The 24,552-nt window shown below is 64.5% G+C and carries 25 protein-coding genes and 1 pseudogene; 14 read left to right on the forward strand and 12 right to left on the reverse strand.

Annotated features, from left to right (window positions below; translation table 11 throughout):
* Positions 1–25 precede the first annotated feature (25 nt).
* The 5 genes from AC1DQ3_RS12825 to AC1DQ3_RS12845 form a co-directional block, all read right to left on the reverse strand.
* A complete protein-coding gene (locus AC1DQ3_RS12825) occupies positions 26–1,255 on the reverse strand; it encodes an NAD(P)/FAD-dependent oxidoreductase (RefSeq protein ID WP_477120568.1) in 1,230 nt (409 codons plus the stop codon).
* Positions 1,252–1,602, reverse strand: coding sequence for a nitrite reductase small subunit NirD (nirD, locus tag AC1DQ3_RS12830; protein ID WP_477120569.1), 351 nt, complete (start codon positions 1,600–1,602; stop codon positions 1,252–1,254). Before nirD ends, AC1DQ3_RS12825 begins: the two co-directional genes overlap by 4 nt.
* A gap of 52 nt (positions 1,603–1,654) precedes the next feature.
* Positions 1,655–4,204, reverse strand: coding sequence for a nitrite reductase large subunit NirB (nirB, locus tag AC1DQ3_RS12835; RefSeq protein ID WP_477120570.1), 2,550 nt, complete (start codon positions 4,202–4,204; stop codon positions 1,655–1,657).
* A 66-nt stretch (positions 4,205–4,270) separates the two neighbouring features.
* Positions 4,271–5,590: an MFS transporter gene (locus AC1DQ3_RS12840; RefSeq protein WP_477120611.1), complete on the reverse strand. Its 1,320-nt coding sequence runs from the start codon at positions 5,588–5,590 to the stop codon at positions 4,271–4,273.
* A gap of 493 nt (positions 5,591–6,083) precedes the next feature.
* Positions 6,084–6,476: a hypothetical protein gene (locus tag AC1DQ3_RS12845; protein ID WP_477120571.1), complete on the reverse strand. Its 393-nt coding sequence runs from the start codon at positions 6,474–6,476 to the stop codon at positions 6,084–6,086.
* A gap of 502 nt (positions 6,477–6,978) precedes the next feature.
* Between AC1DQ3_RS12845 and AC1DQ3_RS12850 the strand changes: the two genes are divergently transcribed.
* A complete protein-coding gene (locus AC1DQ3_RS12850) occupies positions 6,979–7,281 on the forward strand; it encodes a LysR substrate-binding domain-containing protein (protein ID WP_477120612.1) in 303 nt (100 codons plus the stop codon).
* A gap of 63 nt (positions 7,282–7,344) precedes the next feature.
* Here AC1DQ3_RS12850 and AC1DQ3_RS12855 read toward each other — a convergent pair whose 3' ends face one another.
* The gene (locus AC1DQ3_RS12855) at positions 7,345–7,821 is read right to left on the reverse strand and encodes a winged helix-turn-helix transcriptional regulator (protein WP_477120572.1); all 477 of its coding nucleotides are present in this window, start codon (positions 7,819–7,821) and stop codon (positions 7,345–7,347) included.
* Between the two features lie 353 nt (positions 7,822–8,174).
* Between AC1DQ3_RS12855 and AC1DQ3_RS12860 the strand changes: the two genes are divergently transcribed.
* Positions 8,175–9,167 carry a quinone oxidoreductase family protein gene (locus AC1DQ3_RS12860; protein ID WP_477120573.1) on the forward strand — a complete coding sequence of 331 codons (993 nt, stop codon included), beginning with the start codon at positions 8,175–8,177 and terminating at the stop codon, positions 9,165–9,167.
* Positions 9,168–9,335: 168 nt separating this feature from the next.
* Positions 9,336–10,124, forward strand: coding sequence for an SDR family NAD(P)-dependent oxidoreductase (locus AC1DQ3_RS12865; RefSeq protein WP_477120574.1), 789 nt, complete (start codon positions 9,336–9,338; stop codon positions 10,122–10,124).
* A gap of 212 nt (positions 10,125–10,336) precedes the next feature.
* Here AC1DQ3_RS12865 and AC1DQ3_RS12870 read toward each other — a convergent pair whose 3' ends face one another.
* Positions 10,337–10,975 carry a TetR/AcrR family transcriptional regulator gene (locus AC1DQ3_RS12870; protein ID WP_477120575.1) on the reverse strand — a complete coding sequence of 213 codons (639 nt, stop codon included), beginning with the start codon at positions 10,973–10,975 and terminating at the stop codon, positions 10,337–10,339.
* Between the two features lie 227 nt (positions 10,976–11,202).
* Here AC1DQ3_RS12870 and AC1DQ3_RS12875 point away from each other — a divergent pair, with 227 nt between their 5' ends.
* The 3 genes from AC1DQ3_RS12875 to AC1DQ3_RS12885 all read left to right on the forward strand — a co-directional run bounded on the left by AC1DQ3_RS12875 (position 11,203) and on the right by AC1DQ3_RS12885 (position 13,195).
* Positions 11,203–11,604, forward strand: coding sequence for a nuclear transport factor 2 family protein (locus tag AC1DQ3_RS12875; protein ID WP_477120576.1), 402 nt, complete (start codon positions 11,203–11,205; stop codon positions 11,602–11,604).
* A 43-nt stretch (positions 11,605–11,647) separates the two neighbouring features.
* Complete coding sequence (locus tag AC1DQ3_RS12880) at positions 11,648–12,403, forward strand: SDR family oxidoreductase (protein WP_477120577.1); 756 nt, start codon at positions 11,648–11,650, stop codon at positions 12,401–12,403.
* 69 nt (positions 12,404–12,472) lie between these two features.
* Positions 12,473–13,195 (forward strand): hypothetical protein, encoded by a 723-nt coding sequence (locus AC1DQ3_RS12885; protein ID WP_477120578.1) that lies wholly within the window; start codon positions 12,473–12,475, stop codon positions 13,193–13,195.
* Positions 13,196–13,233: 38 nt separating this feature from the next.
* Here AC1DQ3_RS12885 and AC1DQ3_RS12890 read toward each other — a convergent pair whose 3' ends face one another.
* Positions 13,234–13,722 carry a winged helix-turn-helix transcriptional regulator gene (locus AC1DQ3_RS12890; protein ID WP_477120579.1) on the reverse strand — a complete coding sequence of 163 codons (489 nt, stop codon included), beginning with the start codon at positions 13,720–13,722 and terminating at the stop codon, positions 13,234–13,236.
* A gap of 88 nt (positions 13,723–13,810) precedes the next feature.
* On the opposite strand from AC1DQ3_RS12890, the gene AC1DQ3_RS12895 reads away from it, so the two are divergent.
* The gene (locus tag AC1DQ3_RS12895; protein ID WP_477120580.1) at positions 13,811–14,437 is read left to right on the forward strand and encodes an N-acetyltransferase family protein; all 627 of its coding nucleotides are present in this window, start codon (positions 13,811–13,813) and stop codon (positions 14,435–14,437) included.
* Between the two features lie 18 nt (positions 14,438–14,455).
* On the opposite strand, the gene AC1DQ3_RS12900 is transcribed toward AC1DQ3_RS12895, so the two are convergent.
* Positions 14,456–15,340: an EamA family transporter gene (locus tag AC1DQ3_RS12900; RefSeq protein WP_477120581.1), complete on the reverse strand. Its 885-nt coding sequence runs from the start codon at positions 15,338–15,340 to the stop codon at positions 14,456–14,458.
* A 290-nt stretch (positions 15,341–15,630) separates the two neighbouring features.
* On the opposite strand from AC1DQ3_RS12900, the gene AC1DQ3_RS12905 reads away from it, so the two are divergent.
* The 5 genes and pseudogenes from AC1DQ3_RS12905 to hutG all read left to right on the forward strand — a co-directional run bounded on the left by AC1DQ3_RS12905 (position 15,631) and on the right by hutG (position 19,097).
* Positions 15,631–16,398: an IclR family transcriptional regulator gene (locus AC1DQ3_RS12905; protein WP_477120582.1), complete on the forward strand. Its 768-nt coding sequence runs from the start codon at positions 15,631–15,633 to the stop codon at positions 16,396–16,398.
* A gap of 71 nt (positions 16,399–16,469) precedes the next feature.
* Positions 16,470–16,718, forward strand: a pseudogene (locus AC1DQ3_RS12910) (transporter substrate-binding domain-containing protein); the annotation flags it as partial.
* Positions 16,719–16,732: 14 nt separating this feature from the next.
* A complete protein-coding gene (locus AC1DQ3_RS12915; protein WP_477120583.1) occupies positions 16,733–17,401 on the forward strand; it encodes an amino acid ABC transporter permease in 669 nt (222 codons plus the stop codon).
* The gene (locus AC1DQ3_RS12920; RefSeq protein ID WP_477120584.1) at positions 17,398–18,159 is read left to right on the forward strand and encodes an amino acid ABC transporter ATP-binding protein; all 762 of its coding nucleotides are present in this window, start codon (positions 17,398–17,400) and stop codon (positions 18,157–18,159) included. Before AC1DQ3_RS12915 ends, AC1DQ3_RS12920 begins: the two co-directional genes overlap by 4 nt.
* Before the next feature lie 2 nt (positions 18,160–18,161).
* A complete protein-coding gene (gene hutG, locus AC1DQ3_RS12925) occupies positions 18,162–19,097 on the forward strand; it encodes a formimidoylglutamase (protein WP_477120585.1) in 936 nt (311 codons plus the stop codon).
* A 26-nt stretch (positions 19,098–19,123) separates the two neighbouring features.
* Here hutG and AC1DQ3_RS12930 read toward each other — a convergent pair whose 3' ends face one another.
* From AC1DQ3_RS12930 to AC1DQ3_RS12940, 3 genes are all read right to left on the reverse strand, one after another.
* Positions 19,124–20,425 (reverse strand): type II toxin-antitoxin system HipA family toxin, encoded by a 1,302-nt coding sequence (locus tag AC1DQ3_RS12930; protein WP_477120586.1) that lies wholly within the window; start codon positions 20,423–20,425, stop codon positions 19,124–19,126.
* Entirely contained in the window at positions 20,422–20,715 is a 294-nt protein-coding gene (locus AC1DQ3_RS12935; RefSeq protein ID WP_477120587.1) for a helix-turn-helix domain-containing protein, read from the reverse strand. Before AC1DQ3_RS12935 ends, AC1DQ3_RS12930 begins: the two co-directional genes overlap by 4 nt.
* A gap of 305 nt (positions 20,716–21,020) precedes the next feature.
* Positions 21,021–22,439, reverse strand: coding sequence for an NCS2 family permease (locus AC1DQ3_RS12940; RefSeq protein ID WP_477120588.1), 1,419 nt, complete (start codon positions 22,437–22,439; stop codon positions 21,021–21,023).
* Between the two features lie 633 nt (positions 22,440–23,072).
* Between AC1DQ3_RS12940 and AC1DQ3_RS12945 the strand changes: the two genes are divergently transcribed.
* Together AC1DQ3_RS12945 and AC1DQ3_RS12950 are read left to right on the forward strand one after the other, a co-directional pair.
* The gene (locus AC1DQ3_RS12945; RefSeq protein WP_477120613.1) at positions 23,073–23,705 is read left to right on the forward strand and encodes a flavin reductase family protein; all 633 of its coding nucleotides are present in this window, start codon (positions 23,073–23,075) and stop codon (positions 23,703–23,705) included.
* A gap of 217 nt (positions 23,706–23,922) precedes the next feature.
* On the forward strand, positions 23,923–24,402 hold the full coding sequence (locus AC1DQ3_RS12950) for a nuclear transport factor 2 family protein (protein WP_477120589.1): 480 nt from the start codon (positions 23,923–23,925) through the stop codon (positions 24,400–24,402).
* The last annotated feature ends 150 nt before the right edge of the window (positions 24,403–24,552 follow it).

The raw sequence follows: 24,552 nt of genomic DNA on the forward strand, positions 1-24,552 counted from the left end.
TTCAAGCGGTCAGGCGGTCAGGCGGTCAGGCCGCCATGGCCTCGCACTGTGCCTTGCCAAACAGCAGCCGCCGGCGCATGGCCCCCACGGCGGCGCCGCTCTGGATCAGGTCGAAGTACCAGGGCCCGTCCTGCACGTCGCCGTACAGCACCGCCCCGACCAGCCGCCCGCCCTGCAGCACCAGCCGCTTGTACATGCCGCGGCGCGGATCGCTCATGACCAGGTCCTCACTGCCTTCGCCGCCGATGAAGTCGCCGGCGGAGTAAAGATCCACGCCAGTCACTTTGAGCTTCGTGGCGGTGGCCTGCTGCACATAGCGGCGATGCCCGGCGCCGGCCAGGTGCGCGGCGGCCACGCGCGCCTGTTCCCAGATCGGCGCGACCAGCCCGAAGGTGGCCTGCCGGTGCTGGACGCATTCGCCCACGGCGTACACGCGCGGATCGTAGGTCTGCAAGGTGTCGTCGACCACGATGGCGCGCTCGCAGCGCAGCCCGGCCTGCTGGGCCAGTTCGATATTGGGACGCACGCCGACGGTCATCACCACCAGGTCGGCTGGAATCCGGGTACCGTCCTTGAAGCATACGCCGGTGACGCGGTCTTTCCCAAGGATGCCGCTGGTATCGGCGTTGAGCAGGAAGCGCAGGCCCTTGCGCTCCAGCGCCTGCTTGAGCAGCGCGGCGGCCGGCTTGTCGAGCTGGCGCTCCATCAGGGTGTCGGCCACGTGCACTACGCTCACCTCCATGCCCTGGCGCATCAGGCCGTTCGCGGCTTCCAGGCCGAGCAGGCCGCCGCCGATCACTACCGCGTGGCGATGGTTGCGGGCTGCCGCCAGCATGGTTTCCACATCCTGGATGTCGCGAAAGGCGATCACGCCGTCGAGCTGGTGGCCCGGCACAGGGATGATGAAAGGCTTGGAACCGGTGGCCAGCAGCAGCCGGTCATAGCCCACTTCGCGCCCCGATTGCGAGCGCACCACGCGGCGCCGGCGGTCGATCGCCACCACCGGGTCGCCGGCCAGCAGTTCGATGCCGTTCTGCTCATACCACTCGCGGGTGTTGAGCATGATGTCCGCGACCGTCTTCTCGCCCGCCAGCACCGGCGAGAGCAGGATGCGGTTGTAGTTGCCGTGCGGCTCGGCGCCGAACACGGTGATGTCATGGAGGTCCGGCGCGAGCCTGAGCAGCTCCTCGACCGTGCGCATGCCGGCCATGCCGTTGCCGACCACGACCAGGCGGGGTTTGGCGGCGTGGGTCATGCAGCCACCCAGACCTTGCCGTCATGGACCCGGGCGGGGTACGCGGCGACAGAGTTTTCGGGGGCTTCCAGGCATTCGCCGGTCCGCAGGTCGAAATGGTGCTTGTAGATCGGCGACGCCACCACGATGCGCTCGCCCAGATTGCCCACCAGGCCGCGCGACAGCACGGCGGCGTTGGCATTGGGGTCGTAGTTGGCGATGGCGAATACCCGGTCGTCCTGGCCCGGGCCGACCCGGAACACCGCGATCTGTTCCTCTTCCACCAGTGCGCACACGCCGGCATTGGGCACGATGTCGCTCAAGGTGCAAACGGCGGTCCAGGTTGCGGAATGGTGGGCGTGGCTCATGACGTTTTCCTTGGCGATGGGGCGATGGGGCGGTGCGATGGTTGGCTGCGGTTCAGGCTGCCTTGACGATCACGGGGATCTGCTCAAGCCGTGAGCGACGCAAATTCCGTTCCTCCGGCGTGGCCGGGCGGACCTGGCCGCGCTCTTCCATGAAGACCAGGTTGTCGTCGCGCAGGTCGCTGTTGACGAAGTGGCGGAAGCGCTTGCGGGTTTCCGGGTTGGTCACGGCGGCCTTCCATTCGTCTTCGTAGGTGTCCACCACATGCTGCATCTGCGCTTCCAGTTCGGCACCGATGCCCAGGCTGTCTTCGAGGATGACCGCCTTGAGGTAGCCCAGCCCGCCCTCCATGTTGTCGCGCCAGACGCTGGTGCGTTGCAGGCGGTCCGCCGTGCGCACGTAGAACATCAGGAAGCGGTCCACGTAGCGCAGCAGCGTGGCGCGGTCCAGGTCGCTGGCCAGCAGTTCGGCGTGGCGGGGCTTCATGCCGCCATTGCCGCACACATACAGGTTCCAGCCGCGTTCGGTGGCGATGATGCCCACGTCCTTGCCTTGCGCCTCAGCGCACTCGCGGGTGCAGCCGGAGACGCCAAACTTGATCTTGTGCGGGGCGCGCAGGCCCTTGTAGCGGTTCTCGATCTCAATGGCCAGGCCGACCGAGTCATCCACGCCGTAACGGCACCAGGTGGAGCCCACGCAGGATTTCACGGTACGCAGCGACTTGCCGTAGGCATGGCCCGACTCGAAGCCGGCAGCGATCAGTTCTTCCCAGATCATCGGCAGCTCTTCCACGCGGGCGCCGAACATGTCGACCCGGGCGCCGCCGGTGATCTTGGTGTAGAGGCCGTACTTCTTGGCCACTTGGCCAACCGCGATCAGGCCGTCGGGCGTGACTTCGCCGCCCGGCATGCGGGGCACGACCGAGTAGGTGCCGTCCTTCTGGATATTGCCGAGGAAGTAATCGTTCGAGTCCTGCAGGCTGGCGTGCTCTTCCTTGAGCACGAACTCGTTCCAGCATGAGGCCAGGATGTTCGCCACGGTCGGCTTGCAGATGTCGCAGCCCAGGCCCTTGCCATGTGCCGCCAGCAGCTCGCCGAAGGTCTTGAAGCCGCCCACGCGCACCAGGTGGTAGAGCTCCTGGCGCGAGTAGGCGAAATGTTCGCACAGGTGGTTGTTGACCGCCAGGCCTTGTTTCTTCATCTCGGCCTTCATCACCTGCGTGACCAGCGGCACGCAGCCGCCGCAGGTGCTGCCGGCCTTGGTGCAGCTCTTCAGCGTGCCGATGGTGGTGGCGCCGTTGCCGACGGCGGCGCAGATGTCGCCCTTGGAGACGTTGTTGCACGAGCAGATCTGCGCGGTATCGGGCAGCGCATCGGCGCCCAGCCCCGGCTTGGCCTGGCCGTCGGAGGAGGGCAGGATCAGGAATTCCGGCGACGCGGGCAGCTCGATCTTGTTGAGCATCATCTGCAGCAGGGTGCCGTATTCCTCGGCATCGCCCACCAGCACGCCGCCCAGCAGGTACTTGCCGCAATCGGACACCACCAGCTTCTTGTAGACCTGCTTGCGCTCGTCGGTGAACTGGTACGAACGGCTGCCAGGCGCATTGCCATGCGGGTCGCCCAGGCTGGCCACGTCCACGCCCATCAGCTTGAGCTTGGTGCTCATGTCGGCGCCCGCAAACTCGGCCTGATGGCCGAGCAGGTGCTTGGCGGCCACGCGGGCCATTTCATAGCCGGGCGCGACCAGGCCGTAGATCTTGCCGTCCCACAGCGCGCATTCGCCGATGGCGTACACGTCAGGGTCGGAGGTCAGGCATTGGTTGTCCACCGATATGCCGCCGCGCTCGCCGATGGCCAGGCCGCTGGCGCGGGCCAGTTCGTCGCGCGGGCGGATGCCGGCGGAGAACACGATCATGTCGGTGTCGAGGTGGGTGCCATCGGCAAAGTTCATGCGATGGGTGCCGTCTTCGCCGTCCACGATCTCAATCGTGTTCTTGCGGGTATGCGCGGTCACGCCGAGATCTTCGATCTTCCGGCGCAGCATGGCGCCGCCGCCATCGTCCACCTGCACCGCCATCAGGCGCGGGGCGAACTCCACGACATGGGTCTGCAGGCCCATGTCGCGCAGGGCCTTGGCGCATTCCAGGCCCAGCAGGCCGCCGCCGATCACCACGCCGGTCCTGGAGCGCGCGCCGCACTCCTGCATGGCTTCCAGGTCTTCGATGGTGCGGTAGACGAAGCAATCCTTGCGGTCCTTGCCTGGCAGCGGCGGCACGAAGGGGTAGGAGCCCGTGGCCATGATCAGCTTGTCGTAGGGCAGCGTCTCGCCGGTGGAGACCGTCACCGTCCTGGCGGCGCGGTCAATGCTGGTGGCGCGGGCGTTCAGGCGCAGCAGCATATTGCTGCGCTCGAAGAAGCCGGCTTCCACCAGCGAGAGATCCTCGGCGGACTTGCCGGCGAAGAACTCGGAGAGATGCACGCGGTCGTAGGCCGGGCGCGCTTCTTCGCACAGCACGGTGACTTCGATATCTTGCGAGCCGGTCTCGGCCAGGCATTCCAGGAATTTGTGGCCGACCATGCCGTGGCCAATGATGATCAGTTTCATGATGATTTCCTTGTTCTGTGAGGCCGCCGTGCTTGTGCTTTTGAGGCTTCGTTGCGTCTTGGGGGCTCAGGAGCCGGTGCCGGCCAGCGCGTTGTCGAACAGGGCCTGCTCCTTCGCCTTGTGCTCGGCCGAGAAACGCACGGCAATGGCGCACAGCGCGGAGACGATGGCCACCGCGCCCAGCACGGTCAGCGTTTGCTGCAGGTTGCCCAGGCCCTTCATCAGGAAACCCGCGGCCACCGCGCCCACGTTGCCGCCGGCGCCGATGATCCCAGCCACGCCGCCGAGCGCCTTGCGGTCGATAAAAGGCACCAGCGCGTAAGTGGCGCCGCAAGCCATGTGGGTGAACAGGCCGAAGGACAGCATGGCGACAATGGCTGCCATCACGCTGTGCGCTTGAGCGAACCACAGCAGGCCCAAGCCTTCGCCGAGGATCAGCACGAACAGCAGGGTGGAGCGGGCGTCCAGGCCGCGGCGCAGTGCCGCCTTATCCGACAACCAGCCGCCCAGGGCACGGGCGAACAGGGCAAGCAGGCCGAAGCTCGCGGCGGCCATTCCGGCGCTGCCCAGCGACAGCCCGAAGTGGTCCACGTAATAGGTAGCAGCAACGTTGTGGATGAAGATCTCCACGCCGAAGCAGGCGCCGTAGGTGACAAACAGCATCCACACGCGATAGTTGGCGGCGGCAGAGACAAAGCTGGCCCAGCCGCCTTTCTTGCCGCTATCGATGGCAATGCCGCGTGCGCGCAGTTCCTTGAAGTCGCCTTGCGGGCAGTCTTGCGTAAAGCGCCAGTAAAGGACGGCCATGATCAGCATCAGCACGCCCGGCACCAGCAGCGCCAGGCGCCAGCCCATGGCATGGTTCACGCCCAGCATCAGGATCGCGCCCAGCAGCAGCGGCATCAGCGCCTGCGCCGCGCCGCCGCCGGCATTGCCCCAGCCAGCGGCTGCCGCGTTGGCGGTGCCCACCACGTTGGGCGCGAACATCACCGAGGTGTGGTACTGCGTGATGACGAAGCTGGCACCCACCGCGCCGATCAGCAGGCGGAAAAACAGGAAGGTTTCATAGCTCTGCGCCATCGCCACGCCCAGCACGGGAATCGCGCCCAGCGCGAGCAGGCCGGTATAGGCACGCCGGGGACCGAAGCGGTCGCACAGCGGGCCGATGGCCAGGCGTACGAGAATGGTCACGGCCACGGCGGCGATATTGATATTGGCAACCTGGTCGGCGGTGAGCCCGAACTCGCCCTTGAGCAACGGCATCAGCGGCGCGCAGGCGAACCACGCGAAGAAGCACACGAAGAAGGCCATCCACGTCAGGTGGAAGGCACGCATCTGCGGGGTGCGCAGGCTTAGCAGTTCGATGCGGGTGGCTTTGCCGGTCATCATGGCTCCATGAAAACAAATGGCGTCCCGCGAGCCGGTCATAAAGCCGGTTCAGGGGACGCCGTTGTCCTGGTGGCAGCGGTAGAGACCGCTAACACCCTGTGTGGGTTGAGCGGGCCGCCGTTGGTCCGCTCGGGTTTGAATACGCAAGCAGTGTGCCAGGGCGATTTGTGATGGATGGAGGGGGTTAAGGCGAGGCGGGGGCCTCAGGGGGGAGGTGGATGCGCCGTGGTGGGGCGGGGTGGCACGGTCATGGTGCAGTGCAATGGGCGGGGGCGGTGCGTGGGGAAAGCCGGCGCGAACCCATCCAGGCCCATCAACCGTAGCCGCTGAGGCGAGGTGCTACGGATCGTGCCAAAGGTGCCAAGTCCTGGCCACGCTATGCTTCCTGTGCCGTTGCAAACACAGCGAGCGGGTTTTGCCGCCCGAACACTGGCGGACGACCGCCAGTGGTGCTCTTTTTTTGAAACCGCTAACGAAGGGCGCATGGGCATCAGGGTCCGAAGCTCGAGCGGGCCTGGATACCCCATTTCCCATCCTGTAGCGTCAGTATGTAGAGTGACTCGTAGACACCGATGATGGAGTCGTCACTTCTGTACCTGGTGTAGCTCAGCGCGTAATGCGCCTTGTGGTCGTTGAACTGGATCAGCTCCCTGCGATCCCATCGACTGTATTTCCAGTCATCCTCCTCTCTTAACCGCGAGAACAAGTCCATCGGATTCCGGCCCGGTGCCTCATAGACCTTGAACTTTCCATCAGCCAGACGGAGATGCGGGAAATGCATGGTCGCATCCATTTTTTCCGCATCATGTTCGTTCAACGCGTCCATGAACCTGTCAAGCGTCAGCATGCACGCCGCGTGAATGTCTTCCCTGTTTGCAACCATGGTCTCTCCCGTTCATTTTCGAGACAGCAGAATCAGAGTTCCCGCAGAAATTGCAGAACAACTGAAGTGAATGTGTCGACAGTCCGCAGTAAAGGTAATCTTCCACACCCAGCCCGTCCAGCACTGAAGCAACGCGCGCGGCATAGGACGCCATCGATTGCTCGCCTTCCCAGTCAGGACTTCCATGCCCTGGGTATTCAAATGCAATGATCGGATGGCCCTGCGCCCATTTCCTCACCTGTTCACTCCATAACCTTGAATCGGATCCGAGCGAATTTCCAAGCACCAAGGCGATACGGCTCGCAGAACCCACCACGCGATGCGTGACGTCATTGGTTCTGCCACATGCACCGAAATACGGATGATTGACCAATCTGGTAACTCCAAATCTGCCTGGTTAGTCTTGACCAACTGACGGCAGGTCGCCTGCCACCGACCGCTGCTCCTCGCTGGAAAATATCATTAACCTGGGAGTGGCTGGCCAGCTGTCTCCCGTGCACACCTGCAGTCGCAGCACTTCATGTTTCTCGTGCGCGCGGCGGTCCAGGGAATGGGCATCGGCGCATTTGCTTCGTACATGGCCGAAAGCGAGGTCGCTGCCGGCAGGCTTGTACGCGTATTGCCTGATTGGACTCTTGACGGTTTCGGCGGGCATCTTTATGCGATTACGACGCCGAACCAGCTACTTCCGAGAGCGACGCAGGCGTTGCTTGATCATCTTCGCGACCAGATCAAGGGCCGGAACCTCGATAAGCTCAGCGAACTCCCTCCACGCAATACGAAGACGCGCCTCATCGCAAATTGAACGTGTCCAAGTCGCAAACGGACAGTGTCCGAAGCGCTGATCAGGCGATCGCGCCTGGAAAGTTCAGTCAGGCACGGGAGTGCTGGCGGACTCGCCGGCAACCGGGGGCTTAAGCCACACGTCGGCAACTGTCAGCGGGCGACCATCCTGGGAGCGAACCTCAAGGCGAGCCAATGGCAGCCCCGTCTTCGTCTCGATCAGACTGTCACGCGCTTCGTCGGGCGAGAAGCATGATTCATTGCCCCACTGGCGCAGGGCGACGATCACCGTGAGGAGGCCCTGGCCTTTTGGCGTCAGTGCGTATTCGCGATACGCGCCGCCGTCCTGCGCAGGCAGCGTTTCCATGATGCCCAGTTCGACGAGTCGGCGCAGGCGCTGCGTCAGTATGTTCTTGGCGAGCCCGAGGCTTTTCTGAAAGTCGCCGAACCGACGGATACCCCTCAGGGCATCGCGCACGATCAGCAGAGACCACCAGTCGCCGACCGCATCCAGGCTGCGGGCGACCGGGCAAGCATCTTGATCAAAGCTTTTCCGCCGCATGTGTAGGGCCTCTCAAAAAGTGGTTGTTTTTTTAAACTAGCTGGGTGCATACTGCAACCGCGCGGATTCATTATTAAACCATGTTGCGAGACACCCCATGAATGCGTCCTTACACGCGGCCCCAGGATCACCCGTGAAACCCCCGCCTTCTGGCGCGTAACCGTCCATATCCCCCCGATCACTGTGTTCGATGCCGGCTCCGCGCCAGGAGCTGGAGAGCGACTCCTGCATCTCACGGAGTCTGATCCGGCGCAACCTATCGCGGTGTTCGATTGCGCCAAGCCGGGCTTCCTCATCGCGCACTTCAGCTCGGCGGCCGGACCCAACTGGCAAACCACCGATGGAGAAACGCTATGAAAGCCATCCAATATCAAGCTTACGGTAGCTATCAGGAAAACCGTTTAGTTGACGTGGATCGTCCGCAACCGAAGGACGGCGAGGTGCTCGTGGAAATGCACGCTGTCGGGATCAATCCTCTCGACAATACGTTCCGCTCCGGGCACATCTACATTTCCACCCCGGACAACCTGCCCCGCATTGGCGGACAGTCGGGAGCAGGAGTCGTGGTCGAGACACGGAGTGCTGATTTCAAAGCCGGTGATCGCGTCTTCGTCAAGGGACAGGGTTCGGGTCTGGTGGCCGATGGCACATGGCGCGAGTACGTCGCTACGCCGGCAGCCGGGCTTGCCCACGTACCCGCTGGCCTGGACGACAACCATGCGGCGGCGTTTCTCGCGGGTGCGGGCTATCTGACCGGCTACCTGGCGCTGACGGAGATCGCGAAGTTCAAGCCAGGCCAGACCGTGCTGGCCCCCGCAATCGGCAGCGCCGTCGGCATGGAAACTGTGCAGATCGCGCGCCGCCTGGGCGCATCCCTGGCGATCTCGACCGCCAGCACGACCGAAAAGGCCGAGCGGGCTCGCGCGGACGGCTACGAGCACGTGATTGACCTGTCCAAGGAGAGCCTGAAAGACGGTGTGCTGCGCATCACCGGAGGGAAAGGCGTCGATATCGTGGTTGACGGCGTGAGCGGAAAGCTGACCGGCCAAGCGCTTGCCTCGCTCGCATTCGGCGGCACGGTCGTCGTAGTCGGTTATGCCGGGGGGCGAGAGACGGAAGTGAGCATCACCGACATTATCTGGAAGGCTGCGACGATCCGTGGTTTCACCTTCAGGCTGTTTGCGCCGGAAACCGTTGCGGCAGCCAACCAAACGATCCTCGGGTATCTGGAGGAGGGCGCGCTGGAGCCAAAGATCGGCAAGGTCTTCCCGCTGGCAGAGGCCGCCGAGGCCGTTCGGTATCTGATCGAAGACCGTCCCTATGGGCGGGTAATCATGCAGGTTTAGGCCGTCGCGGAAGGGTTGCGACGCGGTCTTCAACCTCTGCGCAAAAAGGGGCACCGCTCGTCGTGCCGGTCAGGTGAGCGCAACCTGGCATGACTCTGATTCACCAAACGGCTGTCATGCAACAGGGCGGCCGGACTATGCCAACCATCCTACTGAAGAGGCAACATCATGCAGCGAAAGCCGGCAGTCCTGATCACGGGCGCGTCTACTGGAATCGGCTCGGTATACGCAGATCGTTTTGCGCGTCGCGGTCACCCGATCGTGATGGTCGCGCGCGATACAGTGCGAATGCAGGCACTCGCAGCTCGGCTACGCGCCGAAACAGGCGTCGAGATCGAGATTCTCAAGGCCGATCTGAATGACCTCGCGGACGTCGAGAAGATCGAAACGCGTCTGCGCGATGACCCGAACGTCGGCGTCCTGGTGAACAATGCCGGCACCGCATTGCCGGGCACTTTCGTCGAGCAGAGCAGTGCCGACGTGACGCGGCTGATCGGACTGAACGTCACGGCGCTCACCCGGCTCGCGAGCGCGGTGGCGCCGCGCTTTGCGCGCGCAGGGCAGGGTGCAATTGTCAATATTGGGTCGGTGGTCGGGCTCGCGCCGGAGCTAGGCATGACAGTGTACGGCGCTACGAAGGCGTTCGTGCTTTTTCTCTCTCAAGGCTTGCATCTGGAGCTTGGCCCGAAAGGCGTCTATGTGCAGGCCGTTCTGCCGTCTGGGACGCGCACCGAAATCTGGCAACACGCCGGGCGGGACGTGAACACGATCGAAGGCATGATGGAGCTCGATGAACTGGTGGATGCGGCGCTGGTTGGGTTCGACAACCGCGAGACGGTGACGATTCCGCCGCTGCCCGAGCTCGCGCAATGGCAGCAATTTGACGCGGCTCGGCTCGCGATGTTGCCGAACTTCAGGCAAGAGCACGCTGCCGCGCGCTATCGCAGCAAGATGTGAGGGCCGGGTTGCCAGGTTTTGGCGCTACTAGTCGCGAGCGGGCATCGCCACGTACGCGCCAACGTAGAAGTCCATTTGATTCGAACCGATAAATCACTTTCTTCTCGGCCAGCCCGGCCGAGGCAGAACCTGGTTCGAGTACCTTCGATACGGTGGAGAACCGTCGAGTTGCAATGACCGGTTGAATCCACAAAGCGCAAACGGACATTGCGCTACCCTCGGCGCGACTGGCCACGTGATCGAATTCCGGGTTGCGCATCCACGGCAGTGAGGAGATGCTGGCGGCCCTCATCCAGAATTTCATCCGCGAGCGCCGGGTCAATGTCGGCAACAGCACGCGAAAGCAGCAGCGTGCCAACCATCTGGCTGAACAGCGTGATCGCCTTCCTGCGGCTGCCTTCCTTGATCCCATCCGTCTCTTCGATGACTCTGGCGAATTGTTCGAAATTCCCCGCGAGACCTGCCGCGTAAGCGTCGCGCGCTGCTTGGCCCAGCCGGCGGGCGTCGCCTACAAAACCCGACAAGGGGCAACCCGCATCGATACTCGCGCGATGCTCAGGGGATAGATACCACTGAATCCGTTGCCTGACCGGGTTGGCATCAGCCGATCTGGCGTCTTCGATTATCGAGGCAAACACTTCTCCACCATCCTCCATGGCCTTGTCCATCACCGCGGCTACCAGTGCGTCCTTCGATTTGAAGTGGTTGTAGAAACCGCCCTGTGTAAAGCCAGCCGCCTTCATCAGCTCGGCGAGCCCGACCGCATCGACGCCGCGCTCGCGAAACAGCTTCTCGGCGGCTGCCACGATCGCACGCCGGTTTTCAATCGCCTGCTGCTTGGAAACACCCATTCCCCCTCACTTCGGCCGCCAACGGCCCAATAAGACGCATCGAAAAATACAATGGTGATCACCATTGACATTGTCGGGGCGAGCGACCACAATCCATCGCATAGACAATGTCATTCACCATTGTGTTGAGTATAACCTACTTGACTCAAGCGTCCACGCAGCACGGACACAACGACTACCCGGCGCCTGAGCGCGTCGCCGCCTGAACCTTCAAAGAGGAACGCAGCATGACGAAGAGAACCCCTGAACAGAACAAGGCACTTGTGCTGGAAGCGTTCGACACCCTGTTCAACAAGCGCGACTTCGTTGCCGCAGAGCAATTCTGGTCCGATCGCTACATCCAGCACAGCGCGCATATTGCGCCGGGGCGCGAAGGCTTGTTCGATCTGATCCGCACGCTGCCCGATACCTTGCGCTACGAGAACCAGCTGATCGTGGCCGAGGGCGACTATGTCATTGCACATGGGCGCTTCTCCGGCATCGGTCGATCCGCCGCGTGGATTGCAGCCGATATCGTCCGCTTCGAAGACGGCAAGCTGGCCGAGCATTGGGACGTCCTGCAGGACGAAGCGACCCAGGCGCAATCCGTGAGCGGCCTGCCGATGTTCGGCGACCGGTTCCCTGCCTGAGCACGCAAGCATCAACCACCGAAGCATCAACAAGGAAACGATCATGAGACTCACCGGAAACACCATCTTCATCACGGGCGGCGGTTCGGGCATTGGCCGCGGGCTAGCCGAGGCGCTCCACAAGCAAGGCAACAAGGTGATCATCGGCGGCCGTCGGCGCAGCCACCTGGACGAGGTGGTGGCGGCGAACCCTGGCATGGCCGCGGTCGAGCTCGACATCACTGATGCCGCCAGCATCGGCCGCGTAGCGGCGCAGTTGATCGCGGACTATCCCGATCTCAACGTGCTGATCAATAACGCCGGGATCATGCTGCCCGACCACGCGGGTGGCCAGATCGACGACGCGCAGATGGTGTCCACCATCACCACCAACCTCATGGGGCCGATCCGCATGACGTCCGCGTTGATCGATCACCTCAAGACCCGGAACGATGCTGTCGTCGCCCATACCAGCTCGGTGCTGGCTTTCGTGCCATTGGCTATGACTGCCGTGTACTCGTCGACCAAGGCGGCGCTTCATTCGTACATCCTCTCGCAGCGCTTCATGCTGCGGGACACGACGGTTCGCGTACTCGAGATCGCACCGCCTTGGGTACGCACGGACCTCATGAACAGCCGCGAAGCCGAACAGGCGATGCCGCTTGAAGCGTTCATCGCCGAAACGATCGCAGTCCTTGGAACCGATGCGGATGAGATTCTGGTTGAAGGCGCGAGGCTGTTCCGGGGCAACCCGGGTCCCAATGAACACGACCTCGTCAATGGTTTCAATGCACAGATGATGGCGACGCTGGCTGGGTGATGCGCCGCCTGCCGGCCCCATGACGAAAACGACCGCTGAACAGAACAGAACAGAACAGAACAGAACGATATGACAAATGATCTTTTGAAGCTGGCTATCGAGGCGCATGGAGGCCTTGCGCGCTGGAACGCGTTCAGAACGCTCGAAGCCGAAATGTCGATCACAGGCGGCATCTGGCATGTCAAGCAGAAGCCCGATATTTTCAGGCACGTTGTCGCCGCAATGGATACGCAAGCCCAGCGTGTCGAACTGCGGCCTTTCACAGCGCCCGATCGACACTCTCTGTTTACTTCGGCCCGCGTCGCCGTCGAATCGACGGACGGACGCGTACTCGAGAGTCGCGATAATCCGCGTGCCTCTTTCGCCGGCCACAGTGTGCAGACGCCCTGGGACGATCTTCATGCGGCGTACTTCTGCAGTTATGCGCTGTGGACCTACTTCAGCGCGCCGTTTCTCTACACCTACCCTGGCGTAGTGACCGAGGAGCTGTCGCCGTGGCAGGAGGACGGCGAGCAATGGCGGCGCTTGAAAGTGACATTTCCAGGTTCCATCGAAACGCATTCACGCGAGCAGGTTTCGTACTTTGGCCCGGATGGTCTGCTGCGGCGCCATGATTACACCGTGGACATCATGGGCGGCGCTACCGGCGCGAACTATGCGTCGAACTACCAGGACTTTGACGGCATCATGGTGCCGACGACCCGGCGCGTGTTCGCATATGACGCTGAAGGCCAGAAAATCGACGAACCTTTGCTGGTTGCCATCGACATTGCAACGGTCTGCTTGCGCTAGGGCCGCCGGCAACAGGACGCGAAGACCCGTCGCCCGACTCACGCCTTCGCGGCCTCCTCTTGCGCCGCAACCTCCGCCCACCGATCCGCGCGCGCAATCTCGATATCGTTGGGCCGAACCAACTGGTCGTTGTCATCCACCAGCGCCGCACGCACCGGCCGCCCCTCCGTGCGGGTGCGCAACACTACCGGCCCCTGGCCGCAGGCGGCAAGGTGACGGTCGCCCCATTGCAGCAGGCCAACGATCACCGGCAGCAGTTCCACGGCAGCGCGCGTGGGCCGGTATTCGAAGCGCTCGCGCTCGCCCGGCTCGCGATAGCTTACGCGACGCAGCAGGCCGGCCTGGGTCAGCGTCTTGAGCCGGGTCGACAACACGGCGGGTGAGCACTGCAGCCGTTCGAGAAATTCGTCGAAGCGGCGGACGCCGTGAAATACGTCGCGCAGGATCAGGATGGACCACTTCTCGCCGACCAGCGAGAGGGTCGCGGCGATGGAGCAATGGCGGAGATCGTCGGGAGTCAGTTCCATGCATTCAGGATAGCAGGCTAACTTCATTTACAAAAGTCAGGGTATTGCCTATACTCCTGGCTATGGAATTTGAAGTCAGGAAGCAACAATGAAACCCAGCCACCCCGTCCGCCTTGCCGGCTCGTCCCGGACACCCGATAGCGGCTCGCGCGCCGCTTGCCCGGAATGTGCGGAAACCTGGCAGCTTTCCGGCGGCGAGCGGGTGGTGGTGCGCGCCGTGCGCGCCAGCGATGCGGAGCGGGAGCGGGCTTTTGTTCAGGCCTTGTCGCGCGAGAGCAGCTATCACCGCTTCCTGACCGGCGGGCGCGTGTCCGATGCGGTCATCGACCTGTTCATCGAGAGCCATGACGGACTGGCGCTAGTGGTCACGGCGCAAGTGAATGGGTTGCCGGTGATCGTGGCCAACGGCAATTACGTGGTCACGGGCGACGAGGTGGCCGAGTTCGCGGTGGCGGTGGCGGACGACTGGCAGGGCAAGGGGATCGGCCGCCGCCTGATCCGGCGCCTGTGGGATGCAGCGGCCGACGCCGGCCTGCGCCTGCTGCGCGGCGACGTGCTGAGCGAGAACCGGCGCATGCTCGCGCTGATGCGCGAGCTCGGGTTTTCCATCCGGCGCAATCCGGAGGACAGCTTCTTGTATGAGGTGAACATAGCGCTGCGCGGGCACGCCGGCAGCGCGTCGCAGATGGACGTAGCGCGGGTCGCGGCGGGCTGAGGCCAGCGGCCCTGCGGATTACGCCTCGGCAGTGGTGCGTTTGCGTGCCACTGCCGTCAGTGTGCATCCGATCGACGCCGTGATGATGCTGGCGATCGCCAGCCATTGCTGCGCATTCAGTGTCTCGTGCAGGAAGGCCAGTCCGGCGAGCGCGCCGATGGCCGGCTCCATGCTGAGCAGAATGCCGAAGGTGCGGCGCGGCAGGCGCTTGAGCGCGACCATTTCCAGGGAGTAGGGGATGGCGCTGGACAGCAGCCCGACCGCCAGCCCGGCCAGCAGCAGCGAAGGGCTGAACATGGCGGCGCCGGCATGGGCCAGGCCGAAGGGCAGCACCACCAGCGCTGCCACGGTCAGCCCCAGCGAGGTGGCCTGCCCGCCGTGCGCGTTGCCGGCCATCTGGCCAAAGACGATGTACAGCGCCCACCCCACGCCCGCGGCCAGGGCGTAGCCGATGCCAACCGGATCCAGGCTGGCGACGCTCTCCCCCAGCGGCAGCAGCAGCAACAGGCCCGCCACCGCAAAGGCGATCCACACGAAGTCGATGGCCCGCCGCGACGACGACACCGCCACCGCCAGCGGCCCGGTGAACTCGATGGCAATCGCCAGCCCCAGCGGGACGGTGCGCAGCGACATATAGAACAGCAGGTTGGTGGCGCCCAGCGCCGCGCCGTACAGCGCGATCACGCGCGCGTTGGCCAGGCTCAGTGGCATCCGCCAGGGCCGCCACACGCACAGCAGGATCAAGGCCGAGAACGTCACCCGCAGCGCCGTGGTGCCCTGGGCGCCGACCGCGGTGAACAGGCTCTTGGCAAACGACGTGCCGATGCACAGCGAAGCCATCGACCCGATCAGCGCCAGCACGGCGGCCAGGGTGGCACTTTGTTTGAGGCGATGCAGCGGCAATGGAGGCTCTCGGGCGTTTGCGAGCCCGCATCTTGAACGATCTTGGCCCGCCTGGCTAGGCGGCAATGTGCTGCAAGCGCGCCGCATGCAAAGCGTGCTCCGGTGGCAGCCAGCGCGTCGTGTCCGGGTTTATTTTCTGTCCCGCGTAATCGACGCATCACTTGTCCGGCATTGACCCGGCCATCCTCTCCAATGCTTCGCCGATGCTAGGGTAAATACCAGGGATCAATTCCCGGAAAGTGGGAATCCATGTTTTGATATTTGGGAAAACGGCTGCATGCTCTCACCCTATGCAGATCAAAGCCAATACCCCCGAAGTCAACTTGCCCACCGCTGGCGCGGACCGCGTGCTTTTTGTGCTCGCTGCGCTGGCACAGCAGGGCCAGCCAATGACCGTGCGCGAATTAGGTACCACGACAGGCTTGCCCAAAAGCACGCTGTATCGGCAACTGGTGCTGCTCAAGCGGTGGGGCTTCGTGCTGGAGTCGGACGGACGGTATGCGCCCGGCCCGATCAGCCTGCAGCTGGCGCTTGGCTTTGACATGGCTTCGCACCTCGCGCGCGAAGCGCTGCCGGAAATGCAGTGGCTGGCGCAGCAATCCGGCGAGAGCGTAGGGCTGGTGGTCGCGGTCAAGGACCAGGCGGTGTGCCTGGAAATGATAGAGAGCCGCCAGTCGCTGCGTTGCTCGTTCGAAAAGGGGCGCGGAGTGCCGCTGCGAGCGGGTGCGTCGGCAAAGTCCCTGCTTGCGTTCATGCCCGAGGACGCACGCCGCCGCCTCGTTCTTGGCCTGCCGGATATGGATGCCGCGCAGGCCGAACGGCTGCTGGACGAACTGGCGGGCATCGAGCGGGCTGGCTATGCAGTCAGCCAGGACGAGGTGGATGCCGGCGTGTGGGGCGTCAGCGTGCCGGTGTTCCGCCGGCGTGAGAAGACAGCGGCGGTAGGCTCGATCACGCTGATGACGCCGGCTACCCGCACGCAGGGGCGCGAGCCGCTTCTGATCGAGATGACAAGGTCCGCGGCAGCGAGAGTCTCGGCCGGTTTGCAAGCCTTTTGAGATACCTGCGGGCGCAGCCTGTGCCGGGCAGTCCAGCCGGCCGAACCCAATACCCCGATACCCCGATACCGTTCAACCTGGTGGAGATTGGCCGCGCCGATGCGGCCGTGACCGGCAGGCCCGCCGCGATGCAATATGTCAAGGCGCGCGGTGGCATGCGCGTGGTCGAGAAAGCCTTGACCACCGAGGAGTACGGCATGGCGGTGCGCAAGGATACGCCGGAGCTGACTCGCGCGGTGAACGCCGCCCTGGCCAAACTCAAGGCCGATGGCACCTATGCGCAGCTGATCCAGAAATGGTTCGGCGCCGCGCATAAGTAAGGCGGGAAGACATTATGGAACTGGATTTCTCGCCGGTCTGGGCAGGCTTGCCCGACTTGGCGCGCGGCGCCGTGGTCACGGTCGAAGTGACAGCCTGCGCGCTGGTGCTCGGATGCGTGATGGGCTTGCTGGTTGGCATCGGCCGGCTCGACCCGCGGCGTCGCGTCGTGTATGGCATCTGCACCGCCTACGTGACCGCCATCCGTGGCACGCCCCTGCTGGTGCAACTGTTTCTGCTGTTCTTCGGGCTGCCGCAGTTCAACGTCCTGCTGCCGGCGTTCGTTTGCGGGGTGATCGGCCTGGGCATCTATTCAGGCGCCTATGTCTCCGAGATCGTGCGCGGTGCGATCCAGTCGGTCGACAAGGGCCAGATGGAGGCGGCGCGTTCCATCGGCATGTCGTCAGGCCAGTCGATGCGCGCGGTGATCCTGCCGCAGGCGATCGTGCGCATGATTCCGCCGTTGGGCAACGAGTTCATCGCCTTGATCAAGAACTCGGCGCTGGTTTCGCTGCTGACCATTCACGATGTGATGCACGAAGGGCAGAAGATTATCAGCGTGTCCTACCGCTCGCTGGAGGTGTATCTGGCAATCGCGCTGGTCTATCTGCTGCTGACCAGTGCCGCTGGACTGTTCCTGCGGCACATGGAGCAAAGGCTGCGTATGGGAGGCATGGTGCAATGAGCGATACCGCAATCATCCGGATCCGCAATCTGGGCAAATCCTTCGGCGACCATACGGTCCTGAAGGGCATCGATTTCGATGTGGAGCCATCGCAAGTAGTGGTGGTGATCGGGCCGAGCGGCTCGGGCAAGAGCACGTTCCTGCGCTGCTGCAACGGGCTGGAGCAGGCGGAGACCGGCACCATAGAGATCTGTGGCTCCAGGCTGCTGGATCAGGGGAGCCTGATCGCCGACCCCGAACTCAACCGCTTGCGCACGGAAGTCGGGATGGTGTTCCAGTCCTTCAACCTGTTTCCCCACCTGTCCGTGCTGCACAATGTCACGCTCGGTCCCCGCATGTTGCGGGGAGCCTCGCGAGAAGAGGCCGAGCGCAAGGCGATGGCATTGCTGGAGAAGGTGGGCCTGGCGCACAAGGCGCATGCCATGCCGGCCAGCCTCTCGGGCGGGCAGAAGCAGCGCGTGGCGATAGCGCGTGCGCTCGCCATGGCCCCGCGCGTGATGCTGTTCGACGAGCCCACCTCGGCGCTCGATCCGGAACTGGTGGGTGAAGTCCTGCAGGTGATGAAGGTGTTGGCCGCCGAAGGCATGACGATGGTGGTGGTCACGCATGAGATGGGTTTTGCTCGCGAGGTCGCCGATGTCGTGGTAGTGATGGACGGCGGCGGCATCATCGAAGCCGGTCCGCCGTCGGTCATTTTCTCCGCGCCCACGCAGGAGCGCACGCGCGGCTTCCTGCAGGCCGTGCTGACGCGGCAGTGACCATGGCGCTGACCGGAACCCTTTGGCAGGGCCGTACCGACGCCGGTGAGCGCGGAGATACCAGACGCCTGTTTCATATCGTGCGCGCCGCGGGCGCGTCGGTGCCGGCCGGGGCGCCAGTGCTGGTGGGATTCGCCTGCGATGCCGGTGTGCTGCGCAACCATGGCCGCGCCGGCGCCGCGCAGGGGCCGGATGCGATCCGCCGCGCCCTGGCCAATGTGCCCGCGCACGGCCTGCCTGCCTTGTACGATGCCGGCAACGTGACCTGCGAGGACGGTGCGCTGGAAGCCGCCCACGAACGCCTGGCGGGGGCGGTCCGTGCCGCGCTGGACGCCGGCGGCCTGCCACTGGTGCTGGGCGGCGGCCACGAACTGGCCTGGGGCAGCTGGCAGGGATTGCGGGCGCATCTGGATGCCGCCGGCGACAACGGCCGGCTGCTGATTGTGAATATCGACGCGCACTTCGACTTGCGCACCAGCCGGCCAGCAAGCTCCGGCACGCCGTTCGATCAGATCGCGTGCGAGAGTGCGCGCCGCGGGCTGCCATTCGACTATGTTTGCCTGGGCGTGAGCCGTCTTGCCAATACCCCGGCCTTGTTTGCCCGTGCCGACGAACTCGGCGTGTCCTACGTCGAGGATGTCGACTTGCAGGAGCGGCATCTCGACGCTCGCCTGGTCGCGTTGAGGGAGCGCATGGCCGCGGCCGAGCACGTCTACCTCACCATCGATCTGGATGCGCTGCCGGCCGCCGTCATGCCAGGCGTCTCGGCGCCCGCTGCCTTTGGCGTGCCGCTTGCGGTAGTCGAGGCGCTGGTGGGCGAGGTGAGGCGCAGCGGCAAGCTGCGCGTGGCTGACCTGGCGGAGTACAACCCCGACTACGATCGCGATCATCAGGGCGCGCGGGTGGCCGCGCGGCTGGCATACCGGTTGCTGGCCTGACGCCGGGCTCGCTTGCCCGTGTCCGCCTATCCCCGCCCTGCCAGCGGCAACGTCGCCAGCCGCTCCAGCACGATCGCACGCATGCCCGCGGGAGCCGGCAGCTGCTCCAGTAAAGACGGCCAGCGCTCGCGCGCCATGGCCACGGCATCCTTGACGGCGGCGGTGGCGATGCGCTCGGCGATCCTCGCCTCGCGCGCGAACTCGCGGTAGGTCTGCAGGGTTTGCGCGCGCTGCTGGCGGTCGATGGCAACGTTCTGGCCGAAGCCGGCAAAGCCCGGCAGGGCCGCCACGCTGACGATGTCGTAGGCGGGCGACAACTCGGGCGCGATACCGTTGCGGTAAAGGAATGAGAAATTCTTCAGGTGGGCATCGCTGTTGCCCAGCAGGGTGTTGACGGCTTGCCGGATAAAGAACTGCCGCACATCCTCGATGCCGCGTACGCTCAGGCGCTCCAGCAATTGCACCAGCGCGACGTAGGCGTCGCGGCCGGCGTACTTGCGGTTGGGCATGCGGGTCAGCAGCTGGCAGCCGTCCTCGGCATGCACGCGTCCGCCAGGCTCGCGGTCGAAGCGGTCCACGGCGAGGAAGTGCAGCCCGCTGCCAAGGGTTTCGGCCAGGCCTGCCACCTCGATGGCGGCAAGCGGCGCGGCCCGGCACGGCGCGACCGCCACACCGGCGGCCTGCGCCAGTTGCATCGATACGTATTCGTTGAAGACCTGGCTGTCGTCGTTGCGTGCGGGCAGCTTGGCGATCAGGTCCGAAAGGTGCCCGTGGGTGGGCATGGTGTAGCGCTTGCCGGCATGCGCGGTGGATAGCGCAATCTTGTTCTGCACGCCCGAGACCGAGGCCGCGCCTTCGGTGGCGCCTTCGATCACGGCGATTTCCAGGTTGTCCGCGCCGCCAGTCACGCCGACGGTGCGCACATGCTCGGGCAGGGCGTCGATGGGGGCGGGGCGCACCACCACCGCGCCGGGCAGGTCGTCACCGGCGGCGGCCAGGATGCCGAAATCGTCGCGATCCTCGGGATTGTGACGGGTGGACTCCAGACGCTTGCGCAGTTCGCTCTCGGGCAGCAGTCCGGCGAAATAGGGCGGCAGCGCGGCGTTGGTGTTGTAGAGGGCGGGGTGGAAGGGGTTGGCGAGAACCGCCGCGGTCAGCGCGTCGTTGCCGGGAAAGGTGAGCGAGAGGCTGAGCGTGGGCCGCAGCGCATCGCCGCGGAAGGCTTCGGCGGGGACGAAGCGACAGGTGCGCTCAACCTCGCACAGGTGGCCGCACAGTACGCCGTGCAGGTGCACTTCCAGGTAGCGGGGGCGCAGGCCGGTGCTCATGATTCCTGACCGAGGAACATCTCGACCGAGGTCTTGGCTTCGTGGTCGGGGCCACTGTCCTTGCCTTCGATCAGGCGCCGCACGGCGAGGAGGTGCTCGCGGGGAACCAGGACCCACTCGGCGTGCAGCGCGGCGCCTACGGCTTCGAGTGTGGAGGCGCGCACATCGTGGCGGCCGCTCAGCGCCGTGGTGAGGTTGGAGGCGGCCATGCCGATCAGGCGGGCTATGTCTCTCAGGGAGGATTTGCGGGCGGCGCGGAGGGACTGGAGCTGGTCGTAGAAAGATGCCATGACATAGTTCCATGTCTGGAAGTATGAAATATCATAGCATGTCGACCGCGCTTGCAGTGTTATGTTATTGCATAATTTATGTACTAAAAATATGCTATCACATAACACGGGACTGGCAACGGCATTGCCGCAAAGGCGCGCTGCGGCCTGGGGGCAGGGATCAGCAGCGGGTCATCCGGGGCAGGCCGCTGAAAAAAAGAAGCGGGACAGGGATTTGCCCGCTTCGCAAAAAAGCCAGTGTCATCGTTGCGCTGGCCTTCAGTACCCGTTAGCGTGGCCGCGGCCTGCGCCGCGGCCGTCAAGCTTCAGATCGCCCATCCGCCGCCGTAGAACACAGCCAGCGCCAGCGCGATGCTGACAGTGCCCACATTCAGCTTGCGGAACTCGCCGGCCACGATACGCCCGATCACCAGGGTGCAGAAGCCCAGCATGATGCCGGTGACGATATTGCAGGTCAGCACGATAAAGACCGCGCACACCAGCCCGGCCATGGCGTCGACCATATCGTCCATATGCAGCTTGCTGACGCTGCTGAGCATCAGCAGGCCCACATACATCAGAGCAGGTGCCGTCGCGTACGAAGGCACCAGCCCGGCCAGCGGCGAGAAGAAGATCACTGCCAGGAAGAGCAGGCCCACTACCACCGCGGCCAGGCCGGTCTTGGCGCCGGCCGCCACGCCCACGCTCGATTCTATGTACGCCGCAGCGGGCGCGCCACCGAAGAAGGCCGAGAAGATCGAGCTCAGCGAATCCGTGGTCAGGGCACGGCCGCCGTTGGGGATCTGGCCCTTGGCATCGAGCTGGCCGGCTTGTCCCGCCACCGCACGGATGGTGCCCGTGGCATCGAACACCGCGGTCATCACCAGTGCCAGCACGCTGGGCAGCACCGCCAGCGACAGCGCGCCCTTGATGTCCATCGCACCGATCAGCGAGGCATGGCCCGGCGCGCTCAACGCGGGCAGTGCGAACACGCCCGAGAACCTGACGGCAGGGTCGAAGGCCAGCCCCAGCGCGGAGATGGCGACGATCACCAGCAGGATGCCGCCGGGCACCTTGCGCCGCTCCAGCCCGAAGATCGCGGCCAGGCCAAGGATCGACATCACCACCGGGAACGACGTGATCTTGCCCAGCCCGACGGGCAGGCCGGCGCCCGGGTTCTTGATCACCAGGCCAACTTCGTTGGACGCGATCAGCAGCAGGAACAGGCCGATGCCGATCCCCGTGCCGTGCGCCACGCCAGCCGGCAGGTTGCGCAGGATCCAGGAGCGCACACCGGTCACGGAAATGGCGGTGAAGACCACGCCCATCAGGAAGATCGCGCCCAGCGCGACGGCCGGGGAGAGCCCCTGTCCGAGCACCAGCCCGAAGGCTGTGAACGCGGTCAGCGAGATCGCGCAGCCGATGGCGATGGGCAGCTTGGCCCACACGCCCATCAGCAAGGAGCCGAAGGCCGCGGTCAGGCAAGTGGCGACGAATACGGCGCTGGTATCGAAGCCCGCCTTGCCGAGCATGCCCGGCACGACGAAGACGGAATACACCATGGCCATGAAGGTGGTGACGCCGGCCAGCGCCTCGCGGCGCCCGGTGCTGCCGCGCGCGCTGATCTGGAAGTATCGGTCAAGGAAGCCTTTGACTTCGATGGCCTCGATGGCGTCGATGGCCTTGGCCTCGATCGCTTCAGTGCCGGGGGCGGTGGCACGGCCGGGGAACGGCTGCTCAAGCATGGCGGAGTGTCTCCTTTTGTGGTGCGCTGGGGTGGCGGCTACGTCGCTCTGACCCAGGCTGTCTCGCTTTTTCGTTGTCGTTACCGGGGCGGGGAATCGGGCTGCCGCGCACTAGCTTGGGTCGCTTGTGTCGCGGGCAGCATCGCATTTGCCACGGTACGCCGCTGTCGGCCAGGTCTTCGCCACTCCGTGCTGGCGGTGCCGGTCCGACATGGCGCAAGACTAAGGGAGGCGCAGGATTCGCTCATAACTGCAGGGACATGCCCGATATTGGGATTTGAATATATGGGATGTGTCGCGCGGGCTCCCGCTGGGGAGGGCGCAAGTGCGCGGATTGGGGCTGCTGGCGGGTGAGCGGGCGACGATGAAACCGGTGAGGGCCCGAATACTACCTTATTAGTCAGGAGTGCCCGGACTTGCGGTATGGCGTTTGTGCCTGCTGCGATTGCGCAGGACGCTTGCGACGAGCCTGCCGCCGGCGCGGGAGGGCGCAGCGAGCGGCGCGCCGCGCCAAACGCGGCCTCCCGGCAACTGGTAGCATCGCAGCAGCCTGCCCGGCCGTCGATGGGTGCCTGGCAACGCCGTGCAAAGGGGCCGCGCCGCAGTCCCTGTCTTTCAACGCTGTTTTACCGAGTGATCCGCTCCGTGTCCGCCAAATCCTATTTCTACGAGCCTGCCAGTGGGCATGGCCTGCCGCACGATCCCTTCAACAGCATCGTCGGTCCGCGCCCGATCGGCTGGATTTCCTCGCGCGGTGCAGATGGCATTGTCAATCTCGCCCCCTACAGCTTCTTCAACGCCTTCAACTACACGCCGCCCATCGTAGGGTTTTCCAGCATCGGCTACAAGGACAGCGTGCGCAATATCGAGCAGACCCGCGAGTTCTGCTGGAACCTCGCCACGCGGCCGCTGGCCGAGGCCATGAACGCGAGTGGCGCGGCCGTGCCGCCGGAGGTCGATGAGTTCGCGCTGGCCGGCCTGACGCCCGAGGCATCGCGCCTGATCTTGGTACCGCGCGTGGCGGAAAGTCCGGTCTCGTTCGAGTGCAAGCTCACGCAAATGATCCAGCTGGAAGGCGTCGACGGCGCGAAGGTGCCGACCTGGCTGGTGCTGGGGGAGGTGGTCGGCGTGCATGTCGACAAGGCGCTGCTCAAGGACGGCATCTACGACACCGCGGCGGCCCGGCCCATCCTGCGCGGCGGCGGCCCGGCCGATTACTTCGAGATCGGGCCGGAGGCACTGTTCCGCATGCGGCGCCCGCGCTAGGCGTTGCAAGCGCTGCCGTTCGCGATCCCTGCTGGCGGCTTGCCAGCTTTTACGCCAACGGGATCCATGTAGAGAGGTCTGTATGATTCCCCCAGCCGCCGATGGGTCTCGCGACCCTGCCGGGGCGTACCGGAAACGCTGCGGGCCTTCTTTCCAGATCCCGGAGTCCGCCACGGCCAGTCCGGCCACCGTGCGCTTTCGCAGCCAGGAGAAACCAATGTCGTCCAGTCCCGAAGTCCGGCCGCCCGTGCCCCCGTTCAACCGTGAAAGCGCCATCCAGAAAGTGCGCGGTGCCGAAGACGGCTGGAACAGCCGCGACCCCGAGCGCGTGGCGCTCGCCTATAGCGTCGACAGCGCCTGGCGCAACCGTGCCGAGTTCATCAATGGACGCGAGGCGATCGTCGCCTTTCTGGCGCGCAAATGGCAGAAGGAACTGGACTATCGCCTGATCAAGGAGTTGTGGGCCTTCGACGGCAACCGCATCGCCGTGCGCTTTGCCTACGAATGGCACGACGATTCCGGCAACTGGTACCGCTCCTATGGCAACGAGAACTGGGAGTTCAACGACGCCGGCCTGATGCGGCGACGCTTTGCCTGCATCAACGACGCACCGATCAAGGAAGCCGACCGCAAGTTCTTCTGGCCTTTGGGCCGCCGCCCCGACGATCACCCGGGCCTGAGCGATCTCGGCTTGTAGGCGCACGGCCTGCCGCGACGGCGCGTGCCATCCACGACAGGCTGCATTTTGATCGGGGATAATCCGCCCACTTTTCAGGCCACGGGATCTTTCCGCCATAGCCATGAGTCAGCCTTCCTCGGGGGAAACTGCTGGAAAAGCGCCGGCCGA

Source organism: Cupriavidus sp. 01T418, assembly GCF_056398885.1.